The sequence below is a fragment of the Pseudomonas sp. GW821-FHT09C08 genome (genome assembly GCF_059418125.1).
In genome coordinates this window covers 64,772-87,664 of record NZ_JBWKPG010000014.1, presented here as the reverse complement: position 1 = coordinate 87,664, position 22,893 = coordinate 64,772, and the positions used below count along the sequence as shown (strand labels likewise).

Sequence of the window (22,893 nt, the reverse complement as noted above, 5' to 3'; positions counted from 1 at the left end):
GTTGCTGCCGGGTTGATCGCCGACGCCGGGCGTGACGGCTGGCTGGTGGCGTTTCCGATTGCTTCGTTCGTGGCGCTTCAAATAGCAGCGCGCACATGTTGAACAATGCGGACTCAACTGCCCCGTTCAACCTGCGCAAACACCTCGCGAAACCGCGCCATCTCCCGCTTGTTCCCCACCGTCACCCGCACCCACTGCGGCCAATTCTTCCACACCCTTCCGATCATCACGCCGTGCGCGGCCAGCGTCTCGACGACCTGCTCCGCCGGTTGCTTCACGTCGATCATGAAGCAGTTGCTCTGCGACGCCGTGCAGGTAAAGCCACGGGCCTTGAGCCAGTTGACGGTCTCGTCGCGCAGTTGCGTGTTGAGCGCCTTGCGCTGGGGCAGCAGCTTGATGTCTTCGAGGCTCGCCAGCCCGCCGAGCAAGGTGGTGCCCGCCGGTACGTTGTCGCCGCCAAACACCGCCAACCGTTCCAGCAGCGCCGGATGGCCGATCGCCAGGCCCAGGCGGGCGCCGGCCAGGCCGTAGATTTTCGAGAAGGTGCGCAGCACCAGCAGGTCGTCGTGGTCCTTGACCCAACTGACAACGCTGGGCACGTCGGCAAAGTCGATGTAGGCCTCGTCCACCACCAGCACGCTGCCGGAGGGTTTGTTCGCCAGCGCCAGGCGGATGGCATCAAGCGGGGTGATGGTGCCGGTAGGGTTGTTGGGGTTGCACAGGTAGAGCATGCCGGCCTGGGGATCGGCGGCGAGCATGGCGGGGATATCGTGGGCGTGGTCGGCGCCAAGGTTCACTTCATGCACCGGCGCCTTGTTCGACTCGGCGGCCTGGCGCGGCACTTCGTAGGACGGCGTAGCCATCACCAGGCCACGAGAGGCGCTGGTGAACGCCAACACGGCGTAGCGCAGGGCGGCCATGGAGCCCGAGAACACCGCCACCTGCTCTGCGGCGAGGCCCTGCTGCTGGGCAAACAATGCGGCGAGCGCGTACATGTGCGGGTAGGGATAGCGCCCGGAGGTGGCGATGCCGCGCGCCATGGCTTCGCGCGCCGCCTGTGAGGGGCCGTAGGGGCTTTCGTTGTAGTTGAGCAGCACCGCGTCAGTCGGTTTCGGCGGGGCCGCCACCGCCCACTCCAGGCGCCCCAGCCAGGGTAACGCAGCGCCAAAGGCAAGAAGGGACCGACGACTAACGCTGACCATGGTAACTACTCCTTGTAGACCGGTGATGGATTCGCACAGCTCGTACAGGGAGGTATGACGAGATAATCCTGGACGAATTTAAACCGGCGCCCAAGAAAAAGCCCCGCGCTTCTCTCGAAGGCGGGGCTTTTTCAACGCTGCGACACTCAGTGAGCGTAGGTCAGCAACAGCTCTTTCGGCACTTGGAAATCCAGGGACATCATCACGCTGAGCGCGGTGATGGTGAAGATCGAGAACACGAACAGCTTGCGCGCCCAGACGGTGTCATCCACCGCCTTGTAGCCGGTCCAGGCCATGTACAACCAGTACATGCCCATGGCGGCAGCGACGGCGAGGTAGCTCATGCCGGCGTAGCCACTGAAGGTCAACATCAAGGTCGCCACGAGGAAGGCCAGGATGTACAGCAGGATGTGTTTCTTGGCCACCTGGATGCCACGCTTGACCGGCAGGACCGGAATCGACGCAGCCAGGTAGTCATTGAAGCGAAAGATCGCGATGGCGTAGGAATGCGGCATCTGCCACAGGCTGAACATCACCAGTAGCGTCAGCGCGGCCATGTCGAAGCTATTGGTCACAGCTACATAACCAATCACCGGCGGCATCGCCCCCGACAGACTGCCCACCAGCGTGCCGTGAACCGACTTGCGCTTGAGGTACAGGCTGTAGAGGCCGACGTAGATGACAAAGCCGATCACGGCAAACAGCGCCGCCAACGGGTTGGCCACCTTGTACAACAGTGCCACACCGGCAACACCCAGGACGGTCGCGTAGATCAGTGCCAGCTTCAGGGAGATAAGGCCCTGGACCAGCACGCGATTCTTGGTGCGCTCCATCTTGATATCGATGTCACGGTCGATGCAGTTGTTGAAGACACAACCGGAAGCTACCACCAGGGACGTACCGATCATTGCAGCCAGGAAGATGGCCAGATCGACATGTCCCTTGGAGGCCAGGAAGAAGCCGCCCGCCACAGAAAGCACGTTACCGAAAATGATCCCCGGTTTGGTGATTTGGATAAAGTGCTTAAGCGACATCGGGTCTTACCTCACTTCGCCATCATGAACGTATGGATGCTGAACATGATCCATATCGACAGACCAACCAGCAGCAGGATTACCAGGCCTGCGAACACGAACGCGATCACGTTATCGCGCTGCTCTTTGGAACGATCCAGGTGCAGGAAGTACACCAGGTGAACCAGAACCTGAATCACCGCGAACGCCAATACGATCATCAAGGTGATCGACTTCGGCAGAGTCGGGTACATCACCAGACCAAACGGGATGAGCGTCAGGATTACCGACAGGATGAAGCCGATAGCGTAAGACTTTACGCTGCCGTGGCTCGCATCATGGCTGTCATGGTCATGGGAGTGTGCATTAGCCATTACAGAGTCCCCATCAGGTAAACAACGGTGAAGACGCAGATCCAGACCACGTCCAGGAAGTGCCAGAACAGGCTCAGGCAGCTCAGGCGAGTCTTGTTGGTGTTGGTCAGGCCGTGTTTATTGACCTGATACATCATCACCGCCATCCACAGCAGGCCGGCAGTTACGTGCAGACCGTGGGTGCCGACCAGCGTGAAGAACGCCGACAGGAAACCGGAACGGTGCGGACCGTAGCCTTCGGAGATCAGCAGGTGGAACTCGTTGATCTCCATGCCGATGAAGCCCAGGCCGAACAGGAAGGTCAGTGCCAACCAGCTCAGTACGCCCTTCTTGTTGCCCTTGTAGAAGGCCAACATGGCGAAGCCGTAGGTGATCGAACTGAACAACAGCAAGGCGGTTTCGCCGAGCACGTAAGGCAGTTCGAAGATGTCGTGGCCCGACGGGCCACCCGCTACGTTGTTTACCAGTACCGCGTACACCGCGAAGATCGACGCAAACAAGATGCAGTCGGTCATCAGGTAGAGCCAGAAACCGAAAACGGTCATCGGCCCCGAGTCGTGGTGATGGTCATCGTGCCCATGGTCATCGACATGGGCGTGTCCAGCATTGGTCACTAAGTTCGACATGATTTAAGCCTGTTCCAACGAAGTTTCTACACGGTTGGCCGGGATTTTCTTCTCGGCTACCAGGCGAGCGTGCTGCTCGGCTTCGATGCGTTCGATCGTTTCGACCGGCACCATGTAGCCTTGATCATCACGGGCAGCGTGGATGATGAAGTAACCGATAGTGCCTACCAGGCTCACGATTGCCAGCCACCAGATGTGCCAGATCATCGCGAAACCGAACACGGTCAGCAGGCCGCCCATCACCACGCCAGTGGCGGTGTTGTTTGGCATGTGGATCGGCTCGTAGTGCTTCGGTTGCTGGTACGCAGTACCGTCTTCCTTGGCTTCGGTGAACGCATCAATGGTGTTCGCAGTAGGGATCACGGCGAAGTTGTAGAACGGTGGTGGCGACGAAGTCGACCATTCCAGGGTGTGGCCATTCCATGGGTCGCCGGATTCGCAAGCGTTCTGCTTACGGTCACGGATACTCACGTACAGCTGGATCAGCTGGCAGGCGATACCGACAGCAATCATCACCGCACCGAACATGGCGACGTACAGGTACGGCACCCACTCAGGGTTGGTAGTGGCGTTCAGACGACGGGTCATGCCCATGAAGCCCAGTGCATAGAGCGGCATGAACGCGACGAAGAAGCCCGAGATCCAGAACCAGAATGCAGCCTTGCCCCAACCTTCGTGCAGCTTGAAGCCGAACGCTTTCGGGAAGTAGAAGCTGAAACCAGCGATGTAGCCGAATACCGCACCACCGATGATCACGTTGTGGAAGTGAGCGATCACGAACAGGCTGTTGTGCAGCACGAAGTCAGCACCCGGGATGGCCAGCAGTACGCCGGTCATGCCGCCGATGGCGAAGGTCACCATGAAGCCCAGGGTCCACAGAACCTGGCTGGTGATACGCAGACGGCCGTGATAGATGGTGAACAGCCAGTTGAATAGCTTCACCCCCGTCGGGATCGAAATCAGCATCGTCGCCAGGCCGAAGAAGGCGTTGACGCTGGCCCCCGAACCCATGGTGAAGAAGTGGTGCAGCCAAACCATGAAGCCCAGTACCGAGATCGCGCCGGAGGCGTAGACCATCGAGTGGTGACCGAACAGGCGCTTGCCGGTAAAGGTCGAGATCACTTCAGAGAAGATACCGAACGCTGGCAGGATCAGGATGTACACCTCAGGGTGACCCCATGCCCAGAACAGGTTCACGTACATCATTGGATTGCCACCAAGTTCGTTGGTGAAAATGTGGAAATCCAGGTAACGGTCAAGCGACAGCAGCGCCATGGTAGCGGCCAGGATCGGGAACGAAGCCACGATCAGGACGTTGGCCCAGGTGCAGGTCCAGGTGAAGATCGGCATGTCCATCAGTTTCATGCCAGGAGCGCGCATCTTCAGGACGGTGGCCAGGAAGTTGACCCCCGTCAATGTCGTCCCGAGCCCTGATAACTGTAGCGCCCAGATGTAGTAGTCCACACCCACGCCAGGGCTGTACTGGATGCCCGACAATGGCGGATACGCAACCCAACCGGTCTTGGCGAATTCGCCGACGCCCAGGGACACGTTGATCAGCACCACGCCAGAAACCAGCAGCCAGAAGCTCAGGGAGTTCAGGAACGGGTAGGCAACGTCACGGGCACCAATCTGCAGCGGCAAGGCAAGGTTCATCAGGCCGGTGAAGAATGGCATCGCCATGAAGATGATCATGATCACACCGTGGGCGGTGAAGATCTGGTCATAGTGTTCAGGTGGCAGGTAGCCAGGCGAACCCTCGGTGGCCATGGCCAACTGGGTACGCATCATGATGGCGTCGGCAAAACCACGCAGCAGCATGACCATGGCAACGATGACGTACATGACGCCGATTTTCTTGTGGTCGACCGAAGTCAGCCACTCGGTCCACAGGTAGGTCCACTTCTTGAAATAAGTGATTGCTGCAAACAGTGCCAGACCACCCAGCGCGATCATGGCGATAGTCACCATTACGATCGGCTCGTGGAACGGGACCGCATCCCAACTTAATTTACCAAACATCGTTTACTCCTCTGCCCCAGCAGTTGAATGCGAGCCCGTGTCAGAACCTTCAACCGCGGCCACTTCTTTCTTCTCGTGCTTGACCGGCTTGCCTGGCTTCATACCTTCGTACTTGTCGACGATTTTCTGAAACAGGTTCGGCTCATACGTGGAGTACAGGGCGACTGGGTTGTTCTGGCTCGGTTTGGTCAGGGCATCGTATTCAGCTTGATCAAGCTGTTTAGGTGCGGCCTTGACTTCGGCTACCCAGGCGTTGAAATCTTCCTGGCTCGTCGAGATCGCTTTGAATTTCATGCCGGTGAAGCCAGCGCCGCTGTAGTTCGCGGAGATGCCTTCCATTTCAGCTTTTTCGTTGGCGATCAGGTGCAGTCGGGTCTGCATGCCTGCCATCGCGTAGATCTGACCGCCCAGGGCAGGGATGAAGAACGAGTTCATCACGGCGTCGGAGGTGATCCGGAAGTTAAGCGGGGTGTTCTCCGGGAAACGGATCTGGTTAACCGTGGCGATACCCAGGTCCGGGTAGATGAACAGCCACTTCCAGTCCAGCGCGACCACTTCGATGTTGATCGGCTTGACGTCGGACTCCAGCGGACGGTACGGGTCCAGCTCGTGGGTCGACTTATAGGTGATGTAACCCAGGGCGATGATGATGAGGATCGGAACCAGCCACACCGCGATTTCAATCTTGGTGGAGTGCGACCACTTCGGCGCGTAGGTCGCGCTGGTGTTCGACGCGCGGTATTTCCAGGCGAAGGCGAACGTCATGATGATCACAGGCACCACGACCAACAGCATCAGCAGGGTCGCGGTGATGATCAGGTTGCGTTGATCCAGACCGATCTGTCCTTTTGGGTCCATCAAGGTCCACTTGCAGCCTCCCAGCATTAACATCATGCCAAGCAGCGGCAAAAAGCCTAGTAATCGGGGGTACCTGTTTTTACTCATCTCACGACCTCTAAAGCAGCTTGCGCAATGCAGTTGGGTTTTGATCGCCAACACTTCACCCTGCCAAGGGTTGGCATTTCTCTTCGATTGAATAAGAGCCTGCCCATCACGTCATAACTCTACGTTTCACGGACCTGCGGTGAGTTCTTATTCGATTTCGTGGTTAAAGGCCTTGTTACAGACCAATTCCATTTGGTGCGGATAGTTGAAAGGCTGCCGGAACCTGGGGTCGCACAGAGCCATCCATCTGCCCCTCGACCGCTCCAATGCTCAAATATTGAACAGCACCGGACATTCAGTGCGGGCGATTGTAGTTAGCTAGCGATGTATAAACCATGTCTTATAAAGAAATAATTTTTATCGATTACAGCAATAATCCTTCACCATTATTGCAACGGTTCGCGATCTTATCGCGTTCGATTCTCAACAAAAACCACAAAAATTGCCGTGTTATTCGTCAGTGAGTCGCATCCCCTACAGGTCGTAAGGGCAAGGCAAACCGATGCAAGCCCCCATAAAACAAGGCATTCAGACATCACCGCGAGCCTCGAACAACCGAAGCTTGCGAGGCCGCTGCAAACGACGAACTGACAGCACAAATTGACCGCTCGGTGCAAATTTAAGCGGCCGATCGGCGGGTCAGAAACGTCCTGCGACAGCGTCCGTGTGACAACATGTCGCACACTGCGCGCACCTAAACTTGCCCCTCGTCACAGCCCTTTCACAAATCCCTACATACGAAAACGCCCCGGCCTTCCTTCAAGAAGGACCGGGGCGTTTGTGTAACGGTTCAGCCCTGGCGCTGACGATTCCGATAGATGCCCAGGGGCACCAGGATCACGGTCAGCACGAACGCCACCAGCGCCCATTGCGCCAGGGACAGGCCGAGGATCGGCGGGTACGGGGTGCTGCAGAAACCGTCCACCTGGAAGCCCAGGGGGAACACCTTGGCCAGCGGCAGATCGTCGACGATCGGTTGCAGCACGTCGATGCCGCAGCTGACCTGTGGAAAGAACTGGGTGTACACGTGATGGCCCGCAGCCGCCACGCCGCCGAGGGCGCTGAGGATCACCAGGCCTTCAAACAACGTGATCGCCCCCTTGGTGCGCATGGCCGCGCCGATGAACGCGAAGATCGCGATCAACAGCAGCGCATAGCGTTGCAGGATGCACAGCGGGCACGGCGCCTCGCCCAGCACCACCTGCATGTACAGCGCACCGCCGATCAGCGCCAGGCAGATGATGCCCAGCAACACCAGAAAGCGCCGCTCCCTGCCTAAACGCAATTCGTCACTCATCCCCGTTTCCCTTTGTTTGGTTGTGCCAATGGCCGCAAGTTTACACACAGAGAGTGGTTTAAACAGAGGGGGGTTAACGGGGGATTAATCAGGAGCAATAGAGAACTGAATGTGGGAGCGGGCTTGCTCGCGAAGGCAGTGTGTCAGCCGCCGGATAAGCTTCTGATACACCGCCTTCGCGAGCAAGCCCGCTCCCACATTTCTTACCGCGTTATTCCAGCGCCGCCGCCGGCCCGAAGAACTCATAGCGCGCCTGCTTCTCAGGCACACCCAGGGCCTTCAAGTGGCGCTTGATGGCCGCCATGAAGCCCTTGGGGCCGAGGAAGTAGGCGTCGAGGTCGCGCTGCTCGGGCAACCACGCAGCCAATTGTTCCTGGCTCAGCAGGCCGACTTTATCCGCCGCCGGGCTGACGCCGTCGTCCTCGGCGTAGCAGTAAAAGCGCTGGAGCTGCGGGTGCTGGGCAGCCAGGCCGTCGACCCAGTCGCGGAACGCATGCACCGAGCCATTGCGCGCGCAGTGGATAAAATGCACCGGGCGCTGGGTGGCCAGGGCGGCTTCGAGCATCGGCAAGGTCGGCGTGATACCGACACCGCCGCTGATCAGCACCAGCGGTTTGTCGCCGGCGGCCAGGGTGAACTCACCCGACGGCGGGAACAGGTCGAGGGTCGCACCGACCTGCAGTTGATCGTGCAGGTAGTTGGAGACCCGGCCACCGGCCTCGCGCTTGACGCTGATGCGGTACTGGCCGGCATCGCTCAGGGCCGACAAGGAGTAGTTGCGGCGCACCTCCTCACCGTCCAGCAGCAGCTTCATGCCGATGTACTGGCCTGGCGCAGCCTTGAGGATCGGACCGTTATCCACAGGGGCAAAATAGAACGAGATGATCTCGGCGCTCTCCTCCACGCGCTTGACCAGCGTGAACCGCCGCGCACCGCGCCAGCCACCCGGGGCCTGGGCTTTTTCCTCGTAGATCGCCGCCTCGGCGCCGATCAGGATGTCCGCCAGCTGGCCGTAGGCCGCGCCCCAGGCACTCATCACCTCGGGGGTGGCGATCTCGCTGCCGAGCACCTCGCTGATCGCCCGCAGCAAGCAAGCGCCGACAATCGGGTAATGTTCCGGCAGGATCTGCAACGCCACGTGCTTGTTGATGATCTTCGCTACCAGGTCGCCCAACTGGTCCAACTGGTCGATATGCCGCGCGTACATCAACACGCCGTTGGCCAGCGCCCGAGGCTGGTCGCCGCTGGCCTGGTGGGCCTGGTTGAACAGCGGACGGACCTCGGGGTACTCGGACAGCATCATGCGGTAGAAATGGGTGATGAGCGCTTCACCGCCGCTTTCCAGCAGGGGCACGGTGGATTTGACGATGGCACGGTCTTGGGCACTAAGCATGGGAGCCTCCTGGGCTTCTTTACTGATTACCCTTTGCTACTCAGTATTCATGCCAACTTATTAATCGTTATTTTTCAATCACTTAAATAATATGTAGTCAGTTTGACCTCCTACGCCTTATAGTCATATGGACTACAAGGAGTCATTATGACTGCGCAATCACTGCTCACTACCCTGCTCCCTCTGGTCGCCGACCTGTCTCGCGAGCTGCCCGAAGGCGAGCGTTACCGCCGTCTGTTGCAAGCCATGCGCGCACTGCTGCCCTGCGATGCCGCTGCGTTGCTGCGCCTGGATGGCGATTGGCTGGTGCCGCTGGCGGTCGACGGCTTGAGCGCCGACACCCTCGGCCGGCGCTTCAAGGTCAGCGAGCATCCGCGCTTCGCCGTGCTGCTGGGCAGCCCCGGTCCGACGCGGTTTGACAGTGACAGCGAGCTGCCCGACCCCTATGACGGCCTGGTCGATGGCCTGCACGGGCACCTGCAAGTGCATGACTGCATGGGCTGCCCGCTGTTTGTCGACGACCAGCCGTGGGGCCTGCTGACCCTGGATGCGCTCGACACCGAACGCTTCGAACGCGTGGAGCTGGACGCCCTGCAGGCCTTTGCCAGCCTCGCCGCCGCCACCGTCAACGTGGCCGAACGCATCGAACGCCTGGCCTTGCGCGCCGAAGACGCACACCAGCGCGCCGAGATCTATCGCCAGGCCAGCGGCCAGCAGCACAAGGAGATGATCGGCCAGAGCAAGACCCACAAGCGCCTCGTCGAGGAAATCAAGCTGGTCGGCGGCAGCGACCTGACCGTGCTGATCACCGGCGAAACCGGGGTGGGCAAGGAATTGGTGGCCCAGGCGATCCACGCCGCTTCATCGCGTGCAGACAAACCGCTGATCAGCCTCAACTGCGCGGCCCTGCCGGAAACCCTGGTCGAAAGCGAACTGTTCGGGCATGTGCGCGGGGCCTTTACCGGCGCACTGAACGAGCGGCGCGGCAAGTTTGAACTGGCGAACGGCGGCACGTTGTTCCTCGATGAAGTCGGCGAGCTGTCGCTGACGGTACAAGCCAAGCTGCTGCGCGTGCTGCAAAGCGGGCAGTTGCAGCGCCTGGGCTCGGACAAGGAGCATCAGGTGGATGTGCGCCTGATCGCCGCCACCAACCGCGACCTGGCTGACGAAGTGCGCAACGGCCGCTACCGCGCCGATTTCTATCACCGCCTGAGTGTGTACCCGCTGCAAGTGCCGGCACTGCGCGAACGCGGACGCGATGTACTGTTGTTGGCCGGTTTTTTCCTCGAACAGAACCGTTCACGCATGGGCCTGGGCAGCCTGCGCCTGACCAGCGATGCCCAGGCGGCGCTGCTGGCCTATAACTGGCCGGGCAATGTGCGCGAGCTGGAACATTTGATCGGACGCAGCGCACTCAAAGCCCTGGGTAACTGTCGCGAGCGCCCGAAGATTCTCAGCCTCAGCGCCCACGACCTCGATTTGCCGGACGTCAGTGCGCCGGTGATCGAAGCACCGGCGCCGGTGCCTGCCGCCCTCACCAGCGACCTGCGCCAGGCGACCGAGCACTATCAGCGTGAACTGATCACTGCCTGCCTGGAGCGCCACCAGCACAATTGGGCCAGCGCCGCCCGCGAACTCGGCCTCGACCGCGCCAACCTCGGCCGCCTGGCCAAGCGCCTCAACCTCAAATAACACCGCACTCCCACGGTAGGCGCTGGCTTGCCGGCGCCTACACCTGCGCCGGCTTCAGAACCGGGCTCACAGGCTTGGGCTTACGAAACACCAACACATTCCCCAACATCACCAGCACCAACCCCGCCAGTGCCGGCGCCGTCCATTGGTAGCCCTCGGCAAACGCCGACACATTCAACGCCACCACGGGAAACAGCACCGTGCAATACGCCGCACGCTCCGGTCCCATGCGTCCTACGAGTGTCAGGTAGGCGGTAAAGCCAATCACCGACCCCGGAATCACCAGGTACCACAGCGCGCCGATGTACCGCGCGCTCCAGTCCATGTCGAAGGGAATCCCGCGCACCGCACAGTAAGTCGCCAGCATCGTCGCCCCGTACGCCATGCCCCAGGCATTGGTGGTCAGCGGCTTGAGCCCGGCTTTCTGCTGCAGGCTCGACAACATATTGCCGGCCGAGAAACACAGGGTCCCCAGCAACGCCAGGCCCAACCCCAGCAAGGTCTGCGGGCTGGCGGTGTGGCCCACCAGCTCCGGCCAGAACAACAGACCCAAGCCCAGCAAGCCGAGGCCGCCGCCCATCAATACATTGCGCGCCACCCGCTGACCGAAAAACACTCGGGCATTCAGCGCGTTCCACAATGTCGCCGTGGAAAACACCACCGCCACCAGCCCGCTGGGGATCCACTGGCTGGCCGTGAGAAAGCACATGAAGTTGACGCAAAACAGGCACAGTCCCTGGGCCAGGCAGATCAGATGCCCGCGCCGGTTCATCACCTGCAACTTGCGGCTGAGCAGCAACAATGCAAACAACAACAGCGCGGCCAAACCGAAGCGGTAGACGATCGACACGGGAATCGCCACCACGCCCAACTGCCACTTGAGGGCGATCCAGGTGGTGCCCCAGATCAGCACGGTGAGTAAATACAGGAAAAGGTTCATAGCGGGCTCCATCGGTTGAGCCACAGTGTCGCCTTCAACCGGTGTCGCGCTCTTGCAGATTCTTGCGCTTTTGTCGGGCGGTGGGATCACAGCGCCAGCCTCCCGGAGTAGGATGCAAGGCATCCAAGAGTACTCACCATGCCTGACCTGGAATCCCTGCAAGTCTTTCAAGCCCTTAACCGCTCGCCCAACGCACGCCTGGAAGCCTGCGCCGAGCTCGGTGACGGCTTGTCCGCGGCCTTGTGGAGCAACCACCACGACGCCCAGGATTACCAGGCGCCCAGCCATCACACCTTGTCGTGCTACATCGGCGGCGGTACCGGTACATTCCGGCGCGATCAACCGGGCACCAAGGGCGGGCCCGACAAGCTCTGCATCCTGCCCGCCGAACACCAGTCCGCATGGGTGATCAACGGCGAAATCCGCCTGGCCCATGTGTATTTCAGCCCGGAGCAGTTTGCCTTGGGCTGCGTCACCCTGCTCGACCGCGAGCCGCGCACCTTGCAACTGCGCGAAAGCACCTTCCTGGAAGACGCCAGCCAGGCCCGGCGCTTTCACCAGTTGATCGCGCTCAACTGGCACGAGCCCGCCGAGCGCCTGCTGACCAGCAGCCTGGCGCATGAAATGCTCAGCCACACGCTGCTCAGCCAGGTCGGCGCGCGCGACGGATTGCGTTTGAAAGGCGGCTTGGCGGCGTATCAGCGGCGGCTGTTGGTGGAGTACATCGACCAGCACCTCGAAGACCCGATCAGCCTGGGACAACTGGCTGGAATGTGCGCGCTGTCCGAATACCACTTCGCGCGGATGTTCCGCCAGAGCTTCGGCCTGCCGCCGCATCAATACCTGCTGGCGCGGCGCCTGACCCGTGCACAGGCCTTGCTGCGCAGCGGCACCCTGCCCTTGGGCGAGATTGCCTTGATGTGCGGTTTTTCCAGCGCCAGCCACTTCACCCATCGCTTTCGCCAGGCCATGGGCGCCACGCCGGGTGAATACCGCCTGGCGTTCTGCGCCTAAACCATCAAGCCCAACGTTTTTGCCTTGGCCACTGCCTGAGTGCGCCGCTCCACGCCGAGCTTGCTGTGGATACGCCGCGCGTGGGTCTTGACCGTGTGCAGCGAGATAAACAGCCGGTCGGCAATCTCCAGGTTGGAGTTGCCCAGGGCAATTAACTGCAGCACTTCCAGCTCCCGTTGGCTCAACGGATTTTCCAGCGCTCCCGGCGTGGACGCCTGCGGCTCCATCCCCAGCTCGCTGAGCAGCCCCGGCGAGCGCAGACGCAGCTCGCGAATCGCCTGCTGCACCTGGCAACGCGCGGCCAGTTCCAACCCGGTCTGCAGTGAGCGGCGCGCCAGGACCGGATCACCGACCTGCCACGCGACCTCGCCCAGCACCAGGTGCAATTCGGTTTCCAGGCAAAGCATGCCGCGCCGGTGCGTGGTGTCCAGCAGGGCCGTCAGCCGCGCCACCGGCTGGTCGCAGCACCCCAGTTTCACCTCCGCCAGCACCAGCAGGTATTCAAGACGCGGGATCAGTTCGAGGGTGGCCGGCGGCGCCTGTTTGGCCTGCGGCCCTCGGAAATGACGGAGCACGCGGCGCACCGCTTCCACGGTCAATTCCGCACGGCCCTGCTGCAACCAGAAATGCCCGCTGACCAACAACAGCACCGCGCGGTACACCGTGTCCGGCACCTGGCGCCGCTGCATCAGCCGCTCGGCCTCGCGCAGCTGGAAAAATGCCTGGGCGTAATCACCACGGTTGGCGGCCAACAGCGCCAGGCCGAGAAAACCGTAGAGCACGCGTTTGTCGTGACTGTGCAGGCACATTGTCAGGCCGGTTTCAAAGCACTCGGCGGCCAGCGTGTCTTGCCCTTGGCGCAGCGCCAGGTGCCCGCGTCGCAGGGCGATACGCCCCACCAGCGGCCCGGCCGTGAGCCGCTGCTGGAGTAACATCGCCTGCACATTCTCCAGCAGGCTTTGCGCGCGATAGGGCGCGCCGCGCTGTTCGAGCAATTGCGCGTGATCCAGTTCGAGCAGCGCCTCCAGCAATAACGAACCGTGGGCGCGTGCCAGGCACAAGGCTTCGCGGCTCAGCGCCTGGGCCACGTCCAACTCACCGCGCAGCAGCGCTTGCTGGGTCAGGCCCGACAGGCACATCAGCCGCGAGGTCCACGCGCTGTCGGGCAAAGCTTGCAGGGCTTCGAGAAAATGCACGCGCGAGAGTTCGGCATCGCCGCCCAAATGCAGCAGCCAGCCCCACTGCGCCTGCCAGCGCGCGAGCAGATAGCGCTGCTGCGCCGCCGTCGGTTGCGGGGCGAAGCGGGCCAATTGGTCGATGCACTGCGCAGCCTGGTCGAAGCGCCCGGCGAACAGCAACGCCGCCGTGACCAGGCCCACCAGCTGCGCCGAGCCCAGCATCAATTCTTCGCCATGCTGTTCATGCAGGCGCAGCAACAACGCAGCGTTCTGCTGGCGGAACAGGTCCTCGAAGCTGAAGTGCTGCAACAGGCTGACGGCGACTTCATATTCTTCGGCAAGCAGCGCCTGTTCGAAGGCGGCCTGCCAGTCCTGCTCGGCGGTGAACCACTGGCAGGCGCGCCGATGCCAGGAGCGCTTCGCCGCCCAGGGTTCGGCGCGCAGCAGTTGCGCCAGCGGCGGGAAAACCTGCAGCCAATCGGTGTCTTCCCACGGCTGGATGAAGGCGCCGAGGGCCTGCAGATCCCGCAGGTACTGAACCCCATCGCCAAAGCCGAACAGGTGTTCGCACAGCCCCGCATTGAAGCGCGGCAAATGGGCCAGCACCCGCCAGGCTTCGGCGAGTTCCGGCGGCAGGGTGCTGAAGAGTTCGTGTTGCAGGTAGTCGAGCAAGGTCTTGTCGGGGTGGCCATCGCCAAGCAAGGCGATACGCACCCCGGCGCACCAACCGGCGCTGAACTGCAGCACGCTGTCGACCGACTGCCCGGACGCCTGGCAGAGCAGTTGCTGGATTTCCGCCGCACTGAACGCCAGCTCACCGCCACACTCCAGCAACTCATCGTCGAGCAGCAGGCGCGGCCAGTTGCACACCGGGCGACGTCGCGCGCCCAGCCACCAGGTCAGCGCCGGGCTGCTGGCCGTGAGCAGGCGGTCGAGCAAGGCGTCGGTGTCGGGTGTGGGCAGGCGGCAAAAATCATCGAGGAACAACCACGCAGGGGATTGCCAGCGGCTGAGGTCCAGCAGCAACGTGGCTTCATCGCTGAACGCCAGGCCGAGGTTTTGTGCCAGGCGCTGGCACAACTCGAATGGGCTGAGGGCCGTGCCATTGAGCGGCAGCCAATACACCTGGCACCCCGGTGGTGCCTGCAATGCGCACTCGCCGAGCAGCGCGCTCTTGCCGCTGCCACCCGGCGCGCAAAGCAATCTGACCCGGGCCTGCGCCGCCAGCAAAGGCTCGGCCAGGCGGGGGCGCAGCAGATGGTGGGCGGACAGCCGAGGCATGAATCCAGGACGGTCCAGGCAGCGTGTCATGGCGGTCATAGCTGCATCCTGCGTTTTTATTGTTGTGCAACCTGGCGCCTACCCTAGTCCTGTGGCCGGCGGTTGTTGAAGAAGTATTCAGCAGGGTGATTGGCAAGCATAAAAAAGCGCCGAAAACCGCAGGAGCCGGCATGCCGGCGATTGCGGTAGACCAGCCACTCCATCGGCAGCTGACAGACCGCTATCGCCGGCAAGCCGGCTCCTGCAGGGGGAGGTGTCGGTCAGCGCACGCCTGAGGCGCGCAACGCCGCTGGCGTGTAATCCGCCGCCTTGGCATCGAAGCCGAACACGAAGCTGCTCTTCTCCTCGTTCTTCATGCCCAGGGCGATGTAGCGCCCGGCAATGATGTCGTAGAGGGTTTCCACGGTGTAGGCCGGGGTCTGGTGGTTGTAGTAGAACTGCGCATGGCCTTCGGCGACACGCCACAGCTGGCCGCGACCGTCGTAGTGATCGACCAGCGCCACCTGCCAGCTGTCTTCATCGATGTACATGTGGCGCTTGGCGTAGATGTGTCGCTCGCTCGGCTTGACGGTGCCGACCACTTCCCACACGCGGTGCAGCTCATAGCGGGTCAGGTCCTGGTTGATGTGCCCGGCCTTGATGATGTCGTCGTACTTGAGTGACGGCGAATCGAGCTTGTAGCTGTTGTAGGGGATGTACATCTCCTTCTTGCCCACCAGTTTCCAGTCGTAGCGGTCGGGCGCGCCAGAGAACATGTCGAAGTTGTCGGAGGTGCGCAAACCGTCGGCGGCGGTGCCCGGCCCGTCGTAGGCCACTTGCGGCGCGCGGCGCACTCGGCGCTGGCCGGCGTTGTAGATCCAGGCCAGGCGCGGCTCCTTCACCTGGTCGAGGGTTTCATGCACCAGCAGCACATTACCCGCCAGGCGCGCCGGCGCCGTGACCGACTGCTTGAAGAAGGTCAGCACGTTGGCGCCCTTGGCCGGGTCCATGTCCGGGATCAGTTGCGGCACCGCCACTTCTTCCTCGAAGCGGATCGGCGTGTAGCTGCCGTTGGTCTGCGGGGTAGCCTGGGTGATGATGCGGCGCAGGTTGCCGCCGTGGTAGCGAGTGATGTGGTTCCACAGCACCTCCACGCCATTCTTGGGAATCGGGAACGCGTAGTAGCGGTTGCCGGTAAAACCTTCCAGGCCGTTGCCGTCGTTGATCGCATGCACGTTCAACGCGCTGCGCTTGATCGACTCGTAGATCTCCGGCGGCAGGTTGACCGTGCGGTGGCTCGGGTACACCGGGATCTTGTAGGTGTCGGGGTAGCGCTTGAACATCGCGACCTGGCCGTCGGAGAGCTTGTCCTTGTACTTGTCGACGGTGGCGGCGGTGATCACGAACAGGGGTTTTTCACTGGCAAACGGGTCGGCGAGGAAGCCCTTGCTGTCCACCGCGCTGGCGTTTTTCGGGATGCCGCCGGTCCAGGCCGGGATCGAGCCATCGGCATTCCCGGCCTTTTCGGCACCGACCGGGGTCAGGGTGGTACCGAGCTTCGCCGCTTCTTCCGGCGACACCGCCGCCATCACGTTGGCGGCCAGCAGGCTGAGGGCCAACACGCCGCATTGCAGAATCATCTTGCGCATAAAAGCATCCTTTTCAAGCCGTGATCAGAAGTTCGCGCCGACGCTGAAGGCGAGGAAGTCGCGGTCGGTCAGGGTGTTGTAATGGCCGCCGAAAAAGTCGGTGTAGCTGAGGCTGGCGGTGTAGGTGTTGCGGTAGTCGGCATCGACGCCGATGCTCACCGCCTTGGCGCCTTCGTTGAACAGGCCATTGGGGCCGTAGCCCTTCACGTCATGGGACCAGGACAGGTTGGGCTTGAGGTTGACCCCGGCGAACACGTTGCTGTAGTCGAGGATCGCCCGGGCGCGGTAGCCCCACGAGGTCGCTGTCACAAACCCATCGGTATCGCCCTGGTAGCCGTAGACGCCATAGACCGAATCACGCCCGTAGCGCAGTTTGCTCTTGGACTCCAGGCCCGCCACGTAGGTGACGCCCGCCTCGCCCACCAGGGTCAGGCGGTCGGCGCCCATGACCTGGTCGAAAAACTGCGTGAAGGTGGTCTGCGCCTGGGTGACTTGCTTGCGGCGATAACCTTTGTTGTCGGCGCCGGCCGAAGAGCTGATCACCGAGGTACCCGGCACGGCCGGGTTGACCAGCGCCAGGGTCAGGTCGGTGGTGTTCAACTGCACCGGCGCATTGGGCCGGTAGCTGATCTCGCCGCTCCAGGCCGTGCCGGTGGGCAGGGTGGTGGAGAAGCTGGCGCCGTACAGGCGAATGTCTTCCGGGTAATCGAGGTAGTACTGGCCGCGGCCGAGCATCAGCGCGGAAACCAGTGACGGACGCAGGGCTGCCGGCGTGCCGGGCAGCAAGGCGCCCAAGCCATTGAGCGTGGCCTGCCCGGCGCTGGTGGTGCCCACGGTGGGCGTACGGCTGTGGTAGTTCATGAAGTACAACGCGTACTCGGTGTCGTCCCCCAGCCAGCGCAACGCTGCACCAAACTGGCCGCCGTCGCGGGCTTCACGGTCCTTGCCGCGCTGCACCACGATCCCTTCCCGGGTGACTTCAAAACCCTGCCCGACCAGATTGGCCGCCGGCTGAAAGCCCGCCGCCGCCGCGCTGCCCACGGTGTAGTTATTGTTGCACCCGTGCGCGACCACATCGTTACCAAAGAACGTGCCGCAGTTATCCACCACGGTGTTTTCCCAGTTCAACTGGTAGAACCCTTCCACCGTCAGCTGGTTGGTCAGGCTCTGCGAGGCGAAGAGCATGTTCACCGGGATCAGGCCTTCCTTGATCTCCGCGCCGGGGCGGCGGAAGGCGGAAACGTCGATCGGGTTGATGCTGTTGATGGAGTTGCCGATAAAGGTGCTCTCGCCCCAGCTGACCACCTGCTTACCCACCCGCACGTTGCCCGGCAGATCGGCGATGGAATAGTTGTGATAGACGAAGGCATCGAGCAATTCGTAGCCGGAAGAGCGCGCGCCCTCGTCGCGATGGTGATTGCTGATCTGCTTGAATTCGCGGTCTTCGTCCTGCAGTTCGAAGTCGTACCAGTACTTGCCACGCACGAACACGCCGCTGTCACCGTATTTGAGTTCGAGGTCGTGGATGCCCTTGAAGATTTTCGAGAAGGTCTCGCCCTTCTTGAAGTTCAGCCGCCCGTCATCCCCGGTCGACGCCTGGCCCGTACCGCCGTTGGCCACGCCTACCAGCTTCTTGTCGGCATCGCGCATGCCCCAGCTCGCGCCGACCGACAGCGAGGAATCGAATTGCCCTTCGATCTCGCCAATGTTGAAAGAAACAGCCTGTGCCTGGGCACAGCACCCCAACGCAACCGCAGCGGCCAGCGCCTGTGGCCTGAAGATGGCGCGCATTGTTGTTCTTGTCATGCGTCTTCCCCGGTGAGTGACAGAAGGCCCCACCCTACTGCCGCCTGTCAGGAGCGATAAGCGCACCAAGGAGGGATTCGTGTTGTCGCTCGAAAGGATGACGAGGCGCTCTGGCCGGGGTCCTGGCCGGGCCATGATCGCGGTGGATGGCGGCTTATCAGGCGCATGGATGGCACGGACACTGATTATTGCCGCTTCGGTAACAGTCCTTGTCATGAACCGGCATTACTCATTTTGTAACAAGCGACTATTCTTACCGGGCTTTCAGGGCAAACGGCCCGCTTCCTCGACAGGAAGAACAGCCAGCTTTAAATGGATTGATGCCTGTTTTCAATCCGTTACCAGTGTTCACTGACGTTGATTTGTCGCTCCTTGATCCAACGTCTGACTTCAGCCGCTGCGTTTGCAGCGGCTTTTTTTTGCCCGAAATAAAACGGGGCGCCATCAGCGCCCCGTGGGATTCAATCTTTTTCAGGCAACGATCAGAGGCTGTACTTCTGCAAATTGGCCATCATCTCCTTCAAGGCCTCGATATTGTCCTTGGGGTGGGCCGCACCTTCGAAGTCGCAGATCTGCGCCCAATGCGCCGCCACATCGTCCGGCGAAAAACCGGCTTCTGGATCAAAGCCCACACCCAGGCTGCGCTCCCAGCGGGTCTTGCCGATCCAGCCGCCGCCCACTTCAAACAGCCCTGAGGTTTCCTGGCACGCCTCGCTGCCCAGGTACACCACCAGCGGGCTGACCAATTCGGGCTTGAGGCGCTCGAACACCTGCGGCGGGATCAGGCCTTCAGTCATGCGCGTGCCACCGGTGGGTGCGATGGCATTGACCAGGATATTGTTCTTGCGCCCTTCCAGGGCCAGGGTACGGGTGAGGCCATACAGCCCGAGCTTGGCCATGCCGTAGTTGGACTGGCCGAAGTTGCCGTAGATGCCCGAGGTGGACGCAGTGAAGATCACCCGGCCATAGCCTTGCTCACGCAGGTGCGGCCAGGCGGCGCGGGTGACTTTGTAGGCGCCTTCGACATGCACCCGGTAAACCAGGTCCCAGTCGCTGTCGTCCATTTTATGGAAGGTTTTGTCACGCAGGATGCCGGCGTTGTTGACCACCACATCGATGCGGCCAAAGGCGTCGAGGGCGTTCTGTACGATCTTGTCACCTTCGGTGACAGAGTCATGGTTGGCCTCGGCGACACCGCCGGCGGCGCGGATTTCGGCGACCACGCGATCGGCAGCGGAGGCATTGGCGCCCTCGCCCTGGGTCGAACCGCCCAGGTCGTTGACCAGCACCTTGGCGCCGTGCCGGGCGAACAGCAGCGCATGGGCGCGGCCCAATCCGCCGCCGGCGCCGGTGACGATCACGACCTTATCCTGGAACTGCACTGACTCACTCATACCGAACTCCAAAGGCGACAATGGGAATGGGTCGAGTGTCCGGCAAGGCGCGCCTGGTCACAATAAATACGGCCAGGGCTGAATGGTGCTCGATAAGGCAGCGGGATGATTGCGGGTTCTGGGCGAATGCCGCTAGCGCAGGCAAGCCAGTTCCAACACCGGATGCCCAACCTGGTCCCGAAACGCCTGGTAATGCTTGAGCACCTGCACGGGCGCCTCGATCTGCGGGTAGTGGCCGATATTGGCCAGCAGCACGGTGTCGGCGTGGGGCACCAATTGGTGGTAGCGCTCGACCATGTGCGCGCCGGAGATCGGGTCTACCTCGCCATCGATCACACGCAGCGGCACTTCGCCGCGCTGCATGGCATCCACCCAACGCTCACGCAGGCGTCGGCGCTGGGGGATGTAGGCAATCAGTTTGTGCAGGATGCGCGTGCCGTCGTTGCAGTTGATCAGGCTCCAGAAATCATCCAGGGCGCTTTCACTGGGGCGCGTGTCGGGGCCGAAGATCTGGCTGAAGCTGTCGGACAAGGCGTTGCGCCCGAAGGCGCGGCCGATCATCCAGCCCAGGGGGCTGAGCAAGAGCTTTTGCACCAGCGCCGGGCGATGGGTTTCGGGGAACAGCCCACCGTTGAGGAACACGCAGCTGGCCATGTGAAACCGACCTTCATAGTGCCGCGCCAGGAGTTCCTGGGCCACGCTGTCCCCGTAGTCGTGGGCCAGCACGTGAACCGGCTGCTCCACCCGCAGGTGTTCGAGCAAGGCCTGTTGCACGTCAGCCTGCTCGAGCAGGCAATAGGTATGGTTCAAAGGCTTGGCCGAGTCGCCGAAGCCGAGCATGTCGCAGGCGATCACCAGGTTGCGCTGGGCCAGCGGTTGCCACAGGTAATGCCAGTCCCAACTGGCGGTGGGGAAGCCATGGATCAGCAGCAGCGGCTCGCCCTGCCCCGCCACCCAGTAACGGATGGTGCGGCCACGAAAGACGAATTCCTGCCCGCGCTTGCGCCAGGCTCTCAGCGGGATCTCGGCGAGTGGCATCAGCTTTTATATCCAGGGTCTTGAGCATCCAACTTACGCAGCAGCGCCGGCCAGGCCAGCGCGCCCCCCATACCTTGTGCACTCTTGGTGACAGCAGCCACCATCGCCTTGGCACCGGCGAGAATCTGCGGCCCGATAGGGATCAACTCGGCGCCACCGTTTTGCGCCAGCACCTGGATATCGCAGGCGCGCTGGAAGGTGAACATCATCAGGAAAGTGTCGGCGATGGTACTGCCACAGGTCAGCAGGCCGTGGTTGTGCAGCATCAGGAAATTGTTGTCGCCAAGGTCGGCCTGCAGGCGGGCCTTCTCTTCGTGGTTCAGCGCCACGCCTTCGTAAGCGTGATAGGCCAGGCTCGACAGCACGAAGATCGATTGCTGGCTGATTGGCAGCACGCCCTGTTTCTGCGCGGCCACCGCTACACCGGCGGCGGTATGGGTGTGCAGCACGCAGGTGACATCGTGGCGAACTTCATGGATGGCACTGTGGATCGTGTAGCCCGCCGGGTTGATCTCATAGGGGCTGTCCATGAGCTTGTTGCCGGCCTGGTCGACCTTGACCAGGCTCGACGCCGTGATCTCATGGAACATCAGCCCGTACGGGTTGATCAGGAAATCATCGGTGCCCGGCACCTTGGCCGAGATATGAGTGAAGATCAGGTCATCCCAGCCATGCAGCGCCACCAGGCGATAGCAGGCGGCCAGGTCGACACGCGCTTGCCATTCGGCAGCACTGACCAGGTCTTTGACATTCTGTGGCGATAGAACGGGGGCTAGGCTCACGGCAATGACCTCCTTGGCGCGCTTTCTTATTGTTTTTTTGGGTGAAGGGCCAGTCTAGTCAGACCTCATGGCAGGCGTAGTTGCCTTCGCAGCCAGCTTGATGACCGAGCGAGTCACTACGCAGAATAGTTGAAAGTAGCCCGTGTCGCGTCAGAGAAGTGCCGCCAACAAAGGCACGGCGAACAGGTTGAGCAAGCCCGTCAACACCATCACCAGGCCCGCCACCGAGCCTTCTTCACCGCCCACTTCATGGGCGCGGCTCACGCCGGCGCCGTGGGCGCCCACACCAAACAACGCACCACGCGCCAGTGGCGTGCGCAGCGGCAGCCACTTGAGCAGCACGCCGCCGAGCATTGCGCCGAAGACACCAGTGAACATCACAAACACGGCGGTAAGCTCCGGTACGCCGCCCAGGTCGGAAGACACCGGCATGGCAAACGGCGTCGTGATCGAGCGCGGCACCAGCGACATCGTCACCGAGCTGTCCAGCGCCAGCGCCTTGGCCAACCCGAACGAGGTGCCGATGGAGGCCGCGCTGCCCGCCACCATGCCCAGCAGCAACGCCGACCAGTGCCGCGCCAGCAAGCGCCGCTGTTGCCAGATCGGCACGGCGAACGCCACGGTCACCGGGCCCAGCACCAGCATCAGCCAGTGGGTGTCGGTGGCGTATTCGGCGTAGGCGGTCTTCATGGGCACGGCCACCGCCAGCAACAGCACCGGGACCAGGATCAGCGGCGACAACAGGTAGCGACCGGTACGCCGATAGATCCAGCGGCTGAACACATACGCGCCCAGGGTCAGCGCGAGCCAGAACACCGGCATCAGCTCAAGCTTCATGGCGCAGCCTCCAGCGGCACACGGCTTCCACCGTAAAGGCCGTCACCAGCATCACCGCCAGCGTGCTGAAGCCGATCACCAGCAGGATGCGCCAGCCGTCGTTGCGCAGCAAACCGCCGTAATCGAGCAGGCTCATCAGCGCCGGAATGAAGAACAGCAGCATTTCCGCCATCAACACCCCGGCGCCCAGTTGCAGGGCTGCCGGCTTGACCAGGCCACTGGCGAAGGTCGCCAGCAACAGCCCGAGCCCCACCACGCCACCGGGGATCGGCCAGGTCAGCCACACCGCCAGTTGAGTGCCGAGCAGGTAGATAGCCAACAACACAACCAGTTCGGTCAACAAACGGCCAAGGTGTTTGAAGGTGAAACGTTTCATGGGCTTTGGATCCTCGCAGTACGCCCATTTTAGAGAGCCGCCTTCCATCCCCACA

General features: G+C 61.9%; 19 protein-coding genes and 1 pseudogene. 3 read left to right on the top strand and 17 right to left on the bottom strand.

Annotated features, from left to right (window positions below; translation table 11 throughout):
- Positions 1-113 precede the first annotated feature (113 nt).
- The 6 genes from ptaA to cyoA form a co-directional block, all read right to left on the bottom strand.
- Entirely contained in the window at positions 114-1,202 is a 1,089-nt protein-coding gene (ptaA, locus tag AC07OJ_RS28980) for a pyoverdine biosynthesis transaminase PtaA (RefSeq protein ID WP_495095692.1), read from the bottom strand.
- Positions 1,203-1,348: 146 nt separating this feature from the next.
- On the bottom strand, positions 1,349-2,236 hold the full coding sequence (gene cyoE, locus AC07OJ_RS28975; RefSeq protein WP_003194050.1) for a heme o synthase: 888 nt from the start codon (positions 2,234-2,236) through the stop codon (positions 1,349-1,351).
- 11 nt (positions 2,237-2,247) lie between these two features.
- The gene (cyoD, locus tag AC07OJ_RS28970) at positions 2,248-2,589 is read right to left on the bottom strand and encodes a cytochrome o ubiquinol oxidase subunit IV (RefSeq protein WP_010206434.1); all 342 of its coding nucleotides are present in this window, start codon (positions 2,587-2,589) and stop codon (positions 2,248-2,250) included.
- Positions 2,589-3,215 (bottom strand): cytochrome o ubiquinol oxidase subunit III, encoded by a 627-nt coding sequence (locus AC07OJ_RS28965; RefSeq protein ID WP_010206435.1) that lies wholly within the window; start codon positions 3,213-3,215, stop codon positions 2,589-2,591. The genes cyoD and AC07OJ_RS28965 overlap by 1 nt, the downstream gene beginning before the upstream one ends.
- A 3-nt stretch (positions 3,216-3,218) precedes the next feature.
- The gene (gene cyoB / locus AC07OJ_RS28960) at positions 3,219-5,237 is read right to left on the bottom strand and encodes a cytochrome o ubiquinol oxidase subunit I (RefSeq protein WP_065908533.1); all 2,019 of its coding nucleotides are present in this window, start codon (positions 5,235-5,237) and stop codon (positions 3,219-3,221) included.
- A 3-nt stretch (positions 5,238-5,240) separates the two neighbouring features.
- A complete protein-coding gene (gene cyoA, locus AC07OJ_RS28955) occupies positions 5,241-6,182 on the bottom strand; it encodes a ubiquinol oxidase subunit II (RefSeq protein WP_053132079.1) in 942 nt (313 codons plus the stop codon).
- Between the two features lie 27 nt (positions 6,183-6,209).
- Between cyoA and AC07OJ_RS28950 the strand changes: the two are divergent.
- A pseudogene (locus AC07OJ_RS28950) lies at positions 6,210-6,500 on the top strand (hypothetical protein).
- Between the two features lie 472 nt (positions 6,501-6,972).
- Here the strand turns inward: AC07OJ_RS28950 and AC07OJ_RS28945 are convergent.
- Entirely contained in the window at positions 6,973-7,479 is a 507-nt protein-coding gene (locus AC07OJ_RS28945; protein ID WP_065908531.1) for a disulfide bond formation protein B, read from the bottom strand.
- Between the two features lie 211 nt (positions 7,480-7,690).
- Positions 7,691-8,872 (bottom strand): NO-inducible flavohemoprotein, encoded by a 1,182-nt coding sequence (gene hmpA, locus AC07OJ_RS28940; RefSeq protein ID WP_495095691.1) that lies wholly within the window; start codon positions 8,870-8,872, stop codon positions 7,691-7,693.
- 147 nt (positions 8,873-9,019) lie between these two features.
- On the opposite strand from hmpA, the gene norR reads away from it, so the two are divergent.
- A complete protein-coding gene (norR, locus tag AC07OJ_RS28935; protein WP_120449865.1) occupies positions 9,020-10,564 on the top strand; it encodes a nitric oxide reductase transcriptional regulator NorR in 1,545 nt (514 codons plus the stop codon).
- A gap of 37 nt (positions 10,565-10,601) precedes the next feature.
- Here norR and AC07OJ_RS28930 read toward each other — a convergent pair whose 3' ends face one another.
- On the bottom strand, positions 10,602-11,504 hold the full coding sequence (locus AC07OJ_RS28930; protein ID WP_106802657.1) for a DMT family transporter: 903 nt from the start codon (positions 11,502-11,504) through the stop codon (positions 10,602-10,604).
- A 138-nt stretch (positions 11,505-11,642) separates the two neighbouring features.
- Here AC07OJ_RS28930 and AC07OJ_RS28925 point away from each other — a divergent pair, with 138 nt between their 5' ends.
- Positions 11,643-12,518 carry a helix-turn-helix domain-containing protein gene (locus AC07OJ_RS28925; protein WP_495006973.1) on the top strand — a complete coding sequence of 292 codons (876 nt, stop codon included), beginning with the start codon at positions 11,643-11,645 and terminating at the stop codon, positions 12,516-12,518.
- Here the strand turns inward: AC07OJ_RS28925 and AC07OJ_RS28920 are convergent.
- From AC07OJ_RS28920 to AC07OJ_RS28885, 8 genes are all read right to left on the bottom strand, one after another.
- Positions 12,515-15,016 (bottom strand): LuxR C-terminal-related transcriptional regulator, encoded by a 2,502-nt coding sequence (locus AC07OJ_RS28920; protein WP_495095690.1) that lies wholly within the window; start codon positions 15,014-15,016, stop codon positions 12,515-12,517. The genes AC07OJ_RS28925 and AC07OJ_RS28920 overlap by 4 nt on opposite strands.
- 221 nt (positions 15,017-15,237) lie before the next feature.
- Positions 15,238-16,605 (bottom strand): DUF1329 domain-containing protein, encoded by a 1,368-nt coding sequence (locus AC07OJ_RS28915; protein ID WP_495095689.1) that lies wholly within the window; start codon positions 16,603-16,605, stop codon positions 15,238-15,240.
- Positions 16,606-16,629: 24 nt separating this feature from the next.
- Positions 16,630-18,396, bottom strand: coding sequence for a DUF1302 domain-containing protein (locus AC07OJ_RS28910; RefSeq protein ID WP_065908514.1), 1,767 nt, complete (start codon positions 18,394-18,396; stop codon positions 16,630-16,632).
- Positions 18,397-18,893: 497 nt separating this feature from the next.
- Complete coding sequence (locus AC07OJ_RS28905) at positions 18,894-19,805, bottom strand: SDR family oxidoreductase (protein WP_282397778.1); 912 nt, start codon at positions 19,803-19,805, stop codon at positions 18,894-18,896.
- A 132-nt stretch (positions 19,806-19,937) separates the two neighbouring features.
- Entirely contained in the window at positions 19,938-20,843 is a 906-nt protein-coding gene (locus AC07OJ_RS28900) for an alpha/beta fold hydrolase (RefSeq protein WP_065908510.1), read from the bottom strand.
- Positions 20,843-21,625, bottom strand: coding sequence for a class II aldolase/adducin family protein (locus tag AC07OJ_RS28895; RefSeq protein ID WP_495095688.1), 783 nt, complete (start codon positions 21,623-21,625; stop codon positions 20,843-20,845). Before AC07OJ_RS28895 ends, AC07OJ_RS28900 begins: the two co-directional genes overlap by 1 nt.
- Before the next feature lie 150 nt (positions 21,626-21,775).
- Positions 21,776-22,462, bottom strand: coding sequence for an LrgB family protein (locus AC07OJ_RS28890; protein WP_065908506.1), 687 nt, complete (start codon positions 22,460-22,462; stop codon positions 21,776-21,778).
- Entirely contained in the window at positions 22,452-22,838 is a 387-nt protein-coding gene (locus AC07OJ_RS28885; protein ID WP_495095687.1) for a CidA/LrgA family protein, read from the bottom strand. The genes AC07OJ_RS28890 and AC07OJ_RS28885 overlap by 11 nt, the downstream gene beginning before the upstream one ends.
- Between the last annotated feature and the right edge of the window lie 55 nt (positions 22,839-22,893).

Bases quoted from the DNA above. Each gene is read 5' to 3' on its own strand.
- ptaA (WP_495095692.1), bottom strand. From the start codon at position 1,202: ATGGTCAGCGTTAGTCGTCGGTCCCTTCTTGCCTTTGGCGCTGCGTTA.
- cyoE (WP_003194050.1), bottom strand. From the start codon at position 2,236: ATGTCGCTTAAGCACTTTATCCAAATCACCAAACCGGGGATCATTTTC.
- cyoD (WP_010206434.1), bottom strand. From the start codon at position 2,589: ATGGCTAATGCACACTCCCATGACCATGACAGCCATGATGCGAGCCAC.
- AC07OJ_RS28965 (WP_010206435.1), bottom strand. From the start codon at position 3,215: ATGTCGAACTTAGTGACCAATGCTGGACACGCCCATGTCGATGACCAT.
- cyoB (WP_065908533.1), bottom strand. From the start codon at position 5,237: ATGTTTGGTAAATTAAGTTGGGATGCGGTCCCGTTCCACGAGCCGATC.
- cyoA (WP_053132079.1), bottom strand. From the start codon at position 6,182: ATGAGTAAAAACAGGTACCCCCGATTACTAGGCTTTTTGCCGCTGCTT.
- AC07OJ_RS28945 (WP_065908531.1), bottom strand. From the start codon at position 7,479: ATGAGTGACGAATTGCGTTTAGGCAGGGAGCGGCGCTTTCTGGTGTTG.
- hmpA (WP_495095691.1), bottom strand. From the start codon at position 8,872: ATGCTTAGTGCCCAAGACCGTGCCATCGTCAAATCCACCGTGCCCCTG.
- norR (WP_120449865.1), top strand. From the start codon at position 9,020: ATGACTGCGCAATCACTGCTCACTACCCTGCTCCCTCTGGTCGCCGAC.
- AC07OJ_RS28930 (WP_106802657.1), bottom strand. From the start codon at position 11,504: ATGAACCTTTTCCTGTATTTACTCACCGTGCTGATCTGGGGCACCACC.
- AC07OJ_RS28925 (WP_495006973.1), top strand. From the start codon at position 11,643: ATGCCTGACCTGGAATCCCTGCAAGTCTTTCAAGCCCTTAACCGCTCG.
- AC07OJ_RS28920 (WP_495095690.1), bottom strand. From the start codon at position 15,016: ATGACCGCCATGACACGCTGCCTGGACCGTCCTGGATTCATGCCTCGG.
- AC07OJ_RS28915 (WP_495095689.1), bottom strand. From the start codon at position 16,605: ATGCGCAAGATGATTCTGCAATGCGGCGTGTTGGCCCTCAGCCTGCTG.
- AC07OJ_RS28910 (WP_065908514.1), bottom strand. From the start codon at position 18,396: ATGCGCGCCATCTTCAGGCCACAGGCGCTGGCCGCTGCGGTTGCGTTG.
- AC07OJ_RS28905 (WP_282397778.1), bottom strand. From the start codon at position 19,805: ATGAGTGAGTCAGTGCAGTTCCAGGATAAGGTCGTGATCGTCACCGGC.
- AC07OJ_RS28900 (WP_065908510.1), bottom strand. From the start codon at position 20,843: ATGCCACTCGCCGAGATCCCGCTGAGAGCCTGGCGCAAGCGCGGGCAG.
- AC07OJ_RS28890 (WP_065908506.1), bottom strand. From the start codon at position 22,462: ATGAAGCTTGAGCTGATGCCGGTGTTCTGGCTCGCGCTGACCCTGGGC.
- AC07OJ_RS28885 (WP_495095687.1), bottom strand. From the start codon at position 22,838: ATGAAACGTTTCACCTTCAAACACCTTGGCCGTTTGTTGACCGAACTG.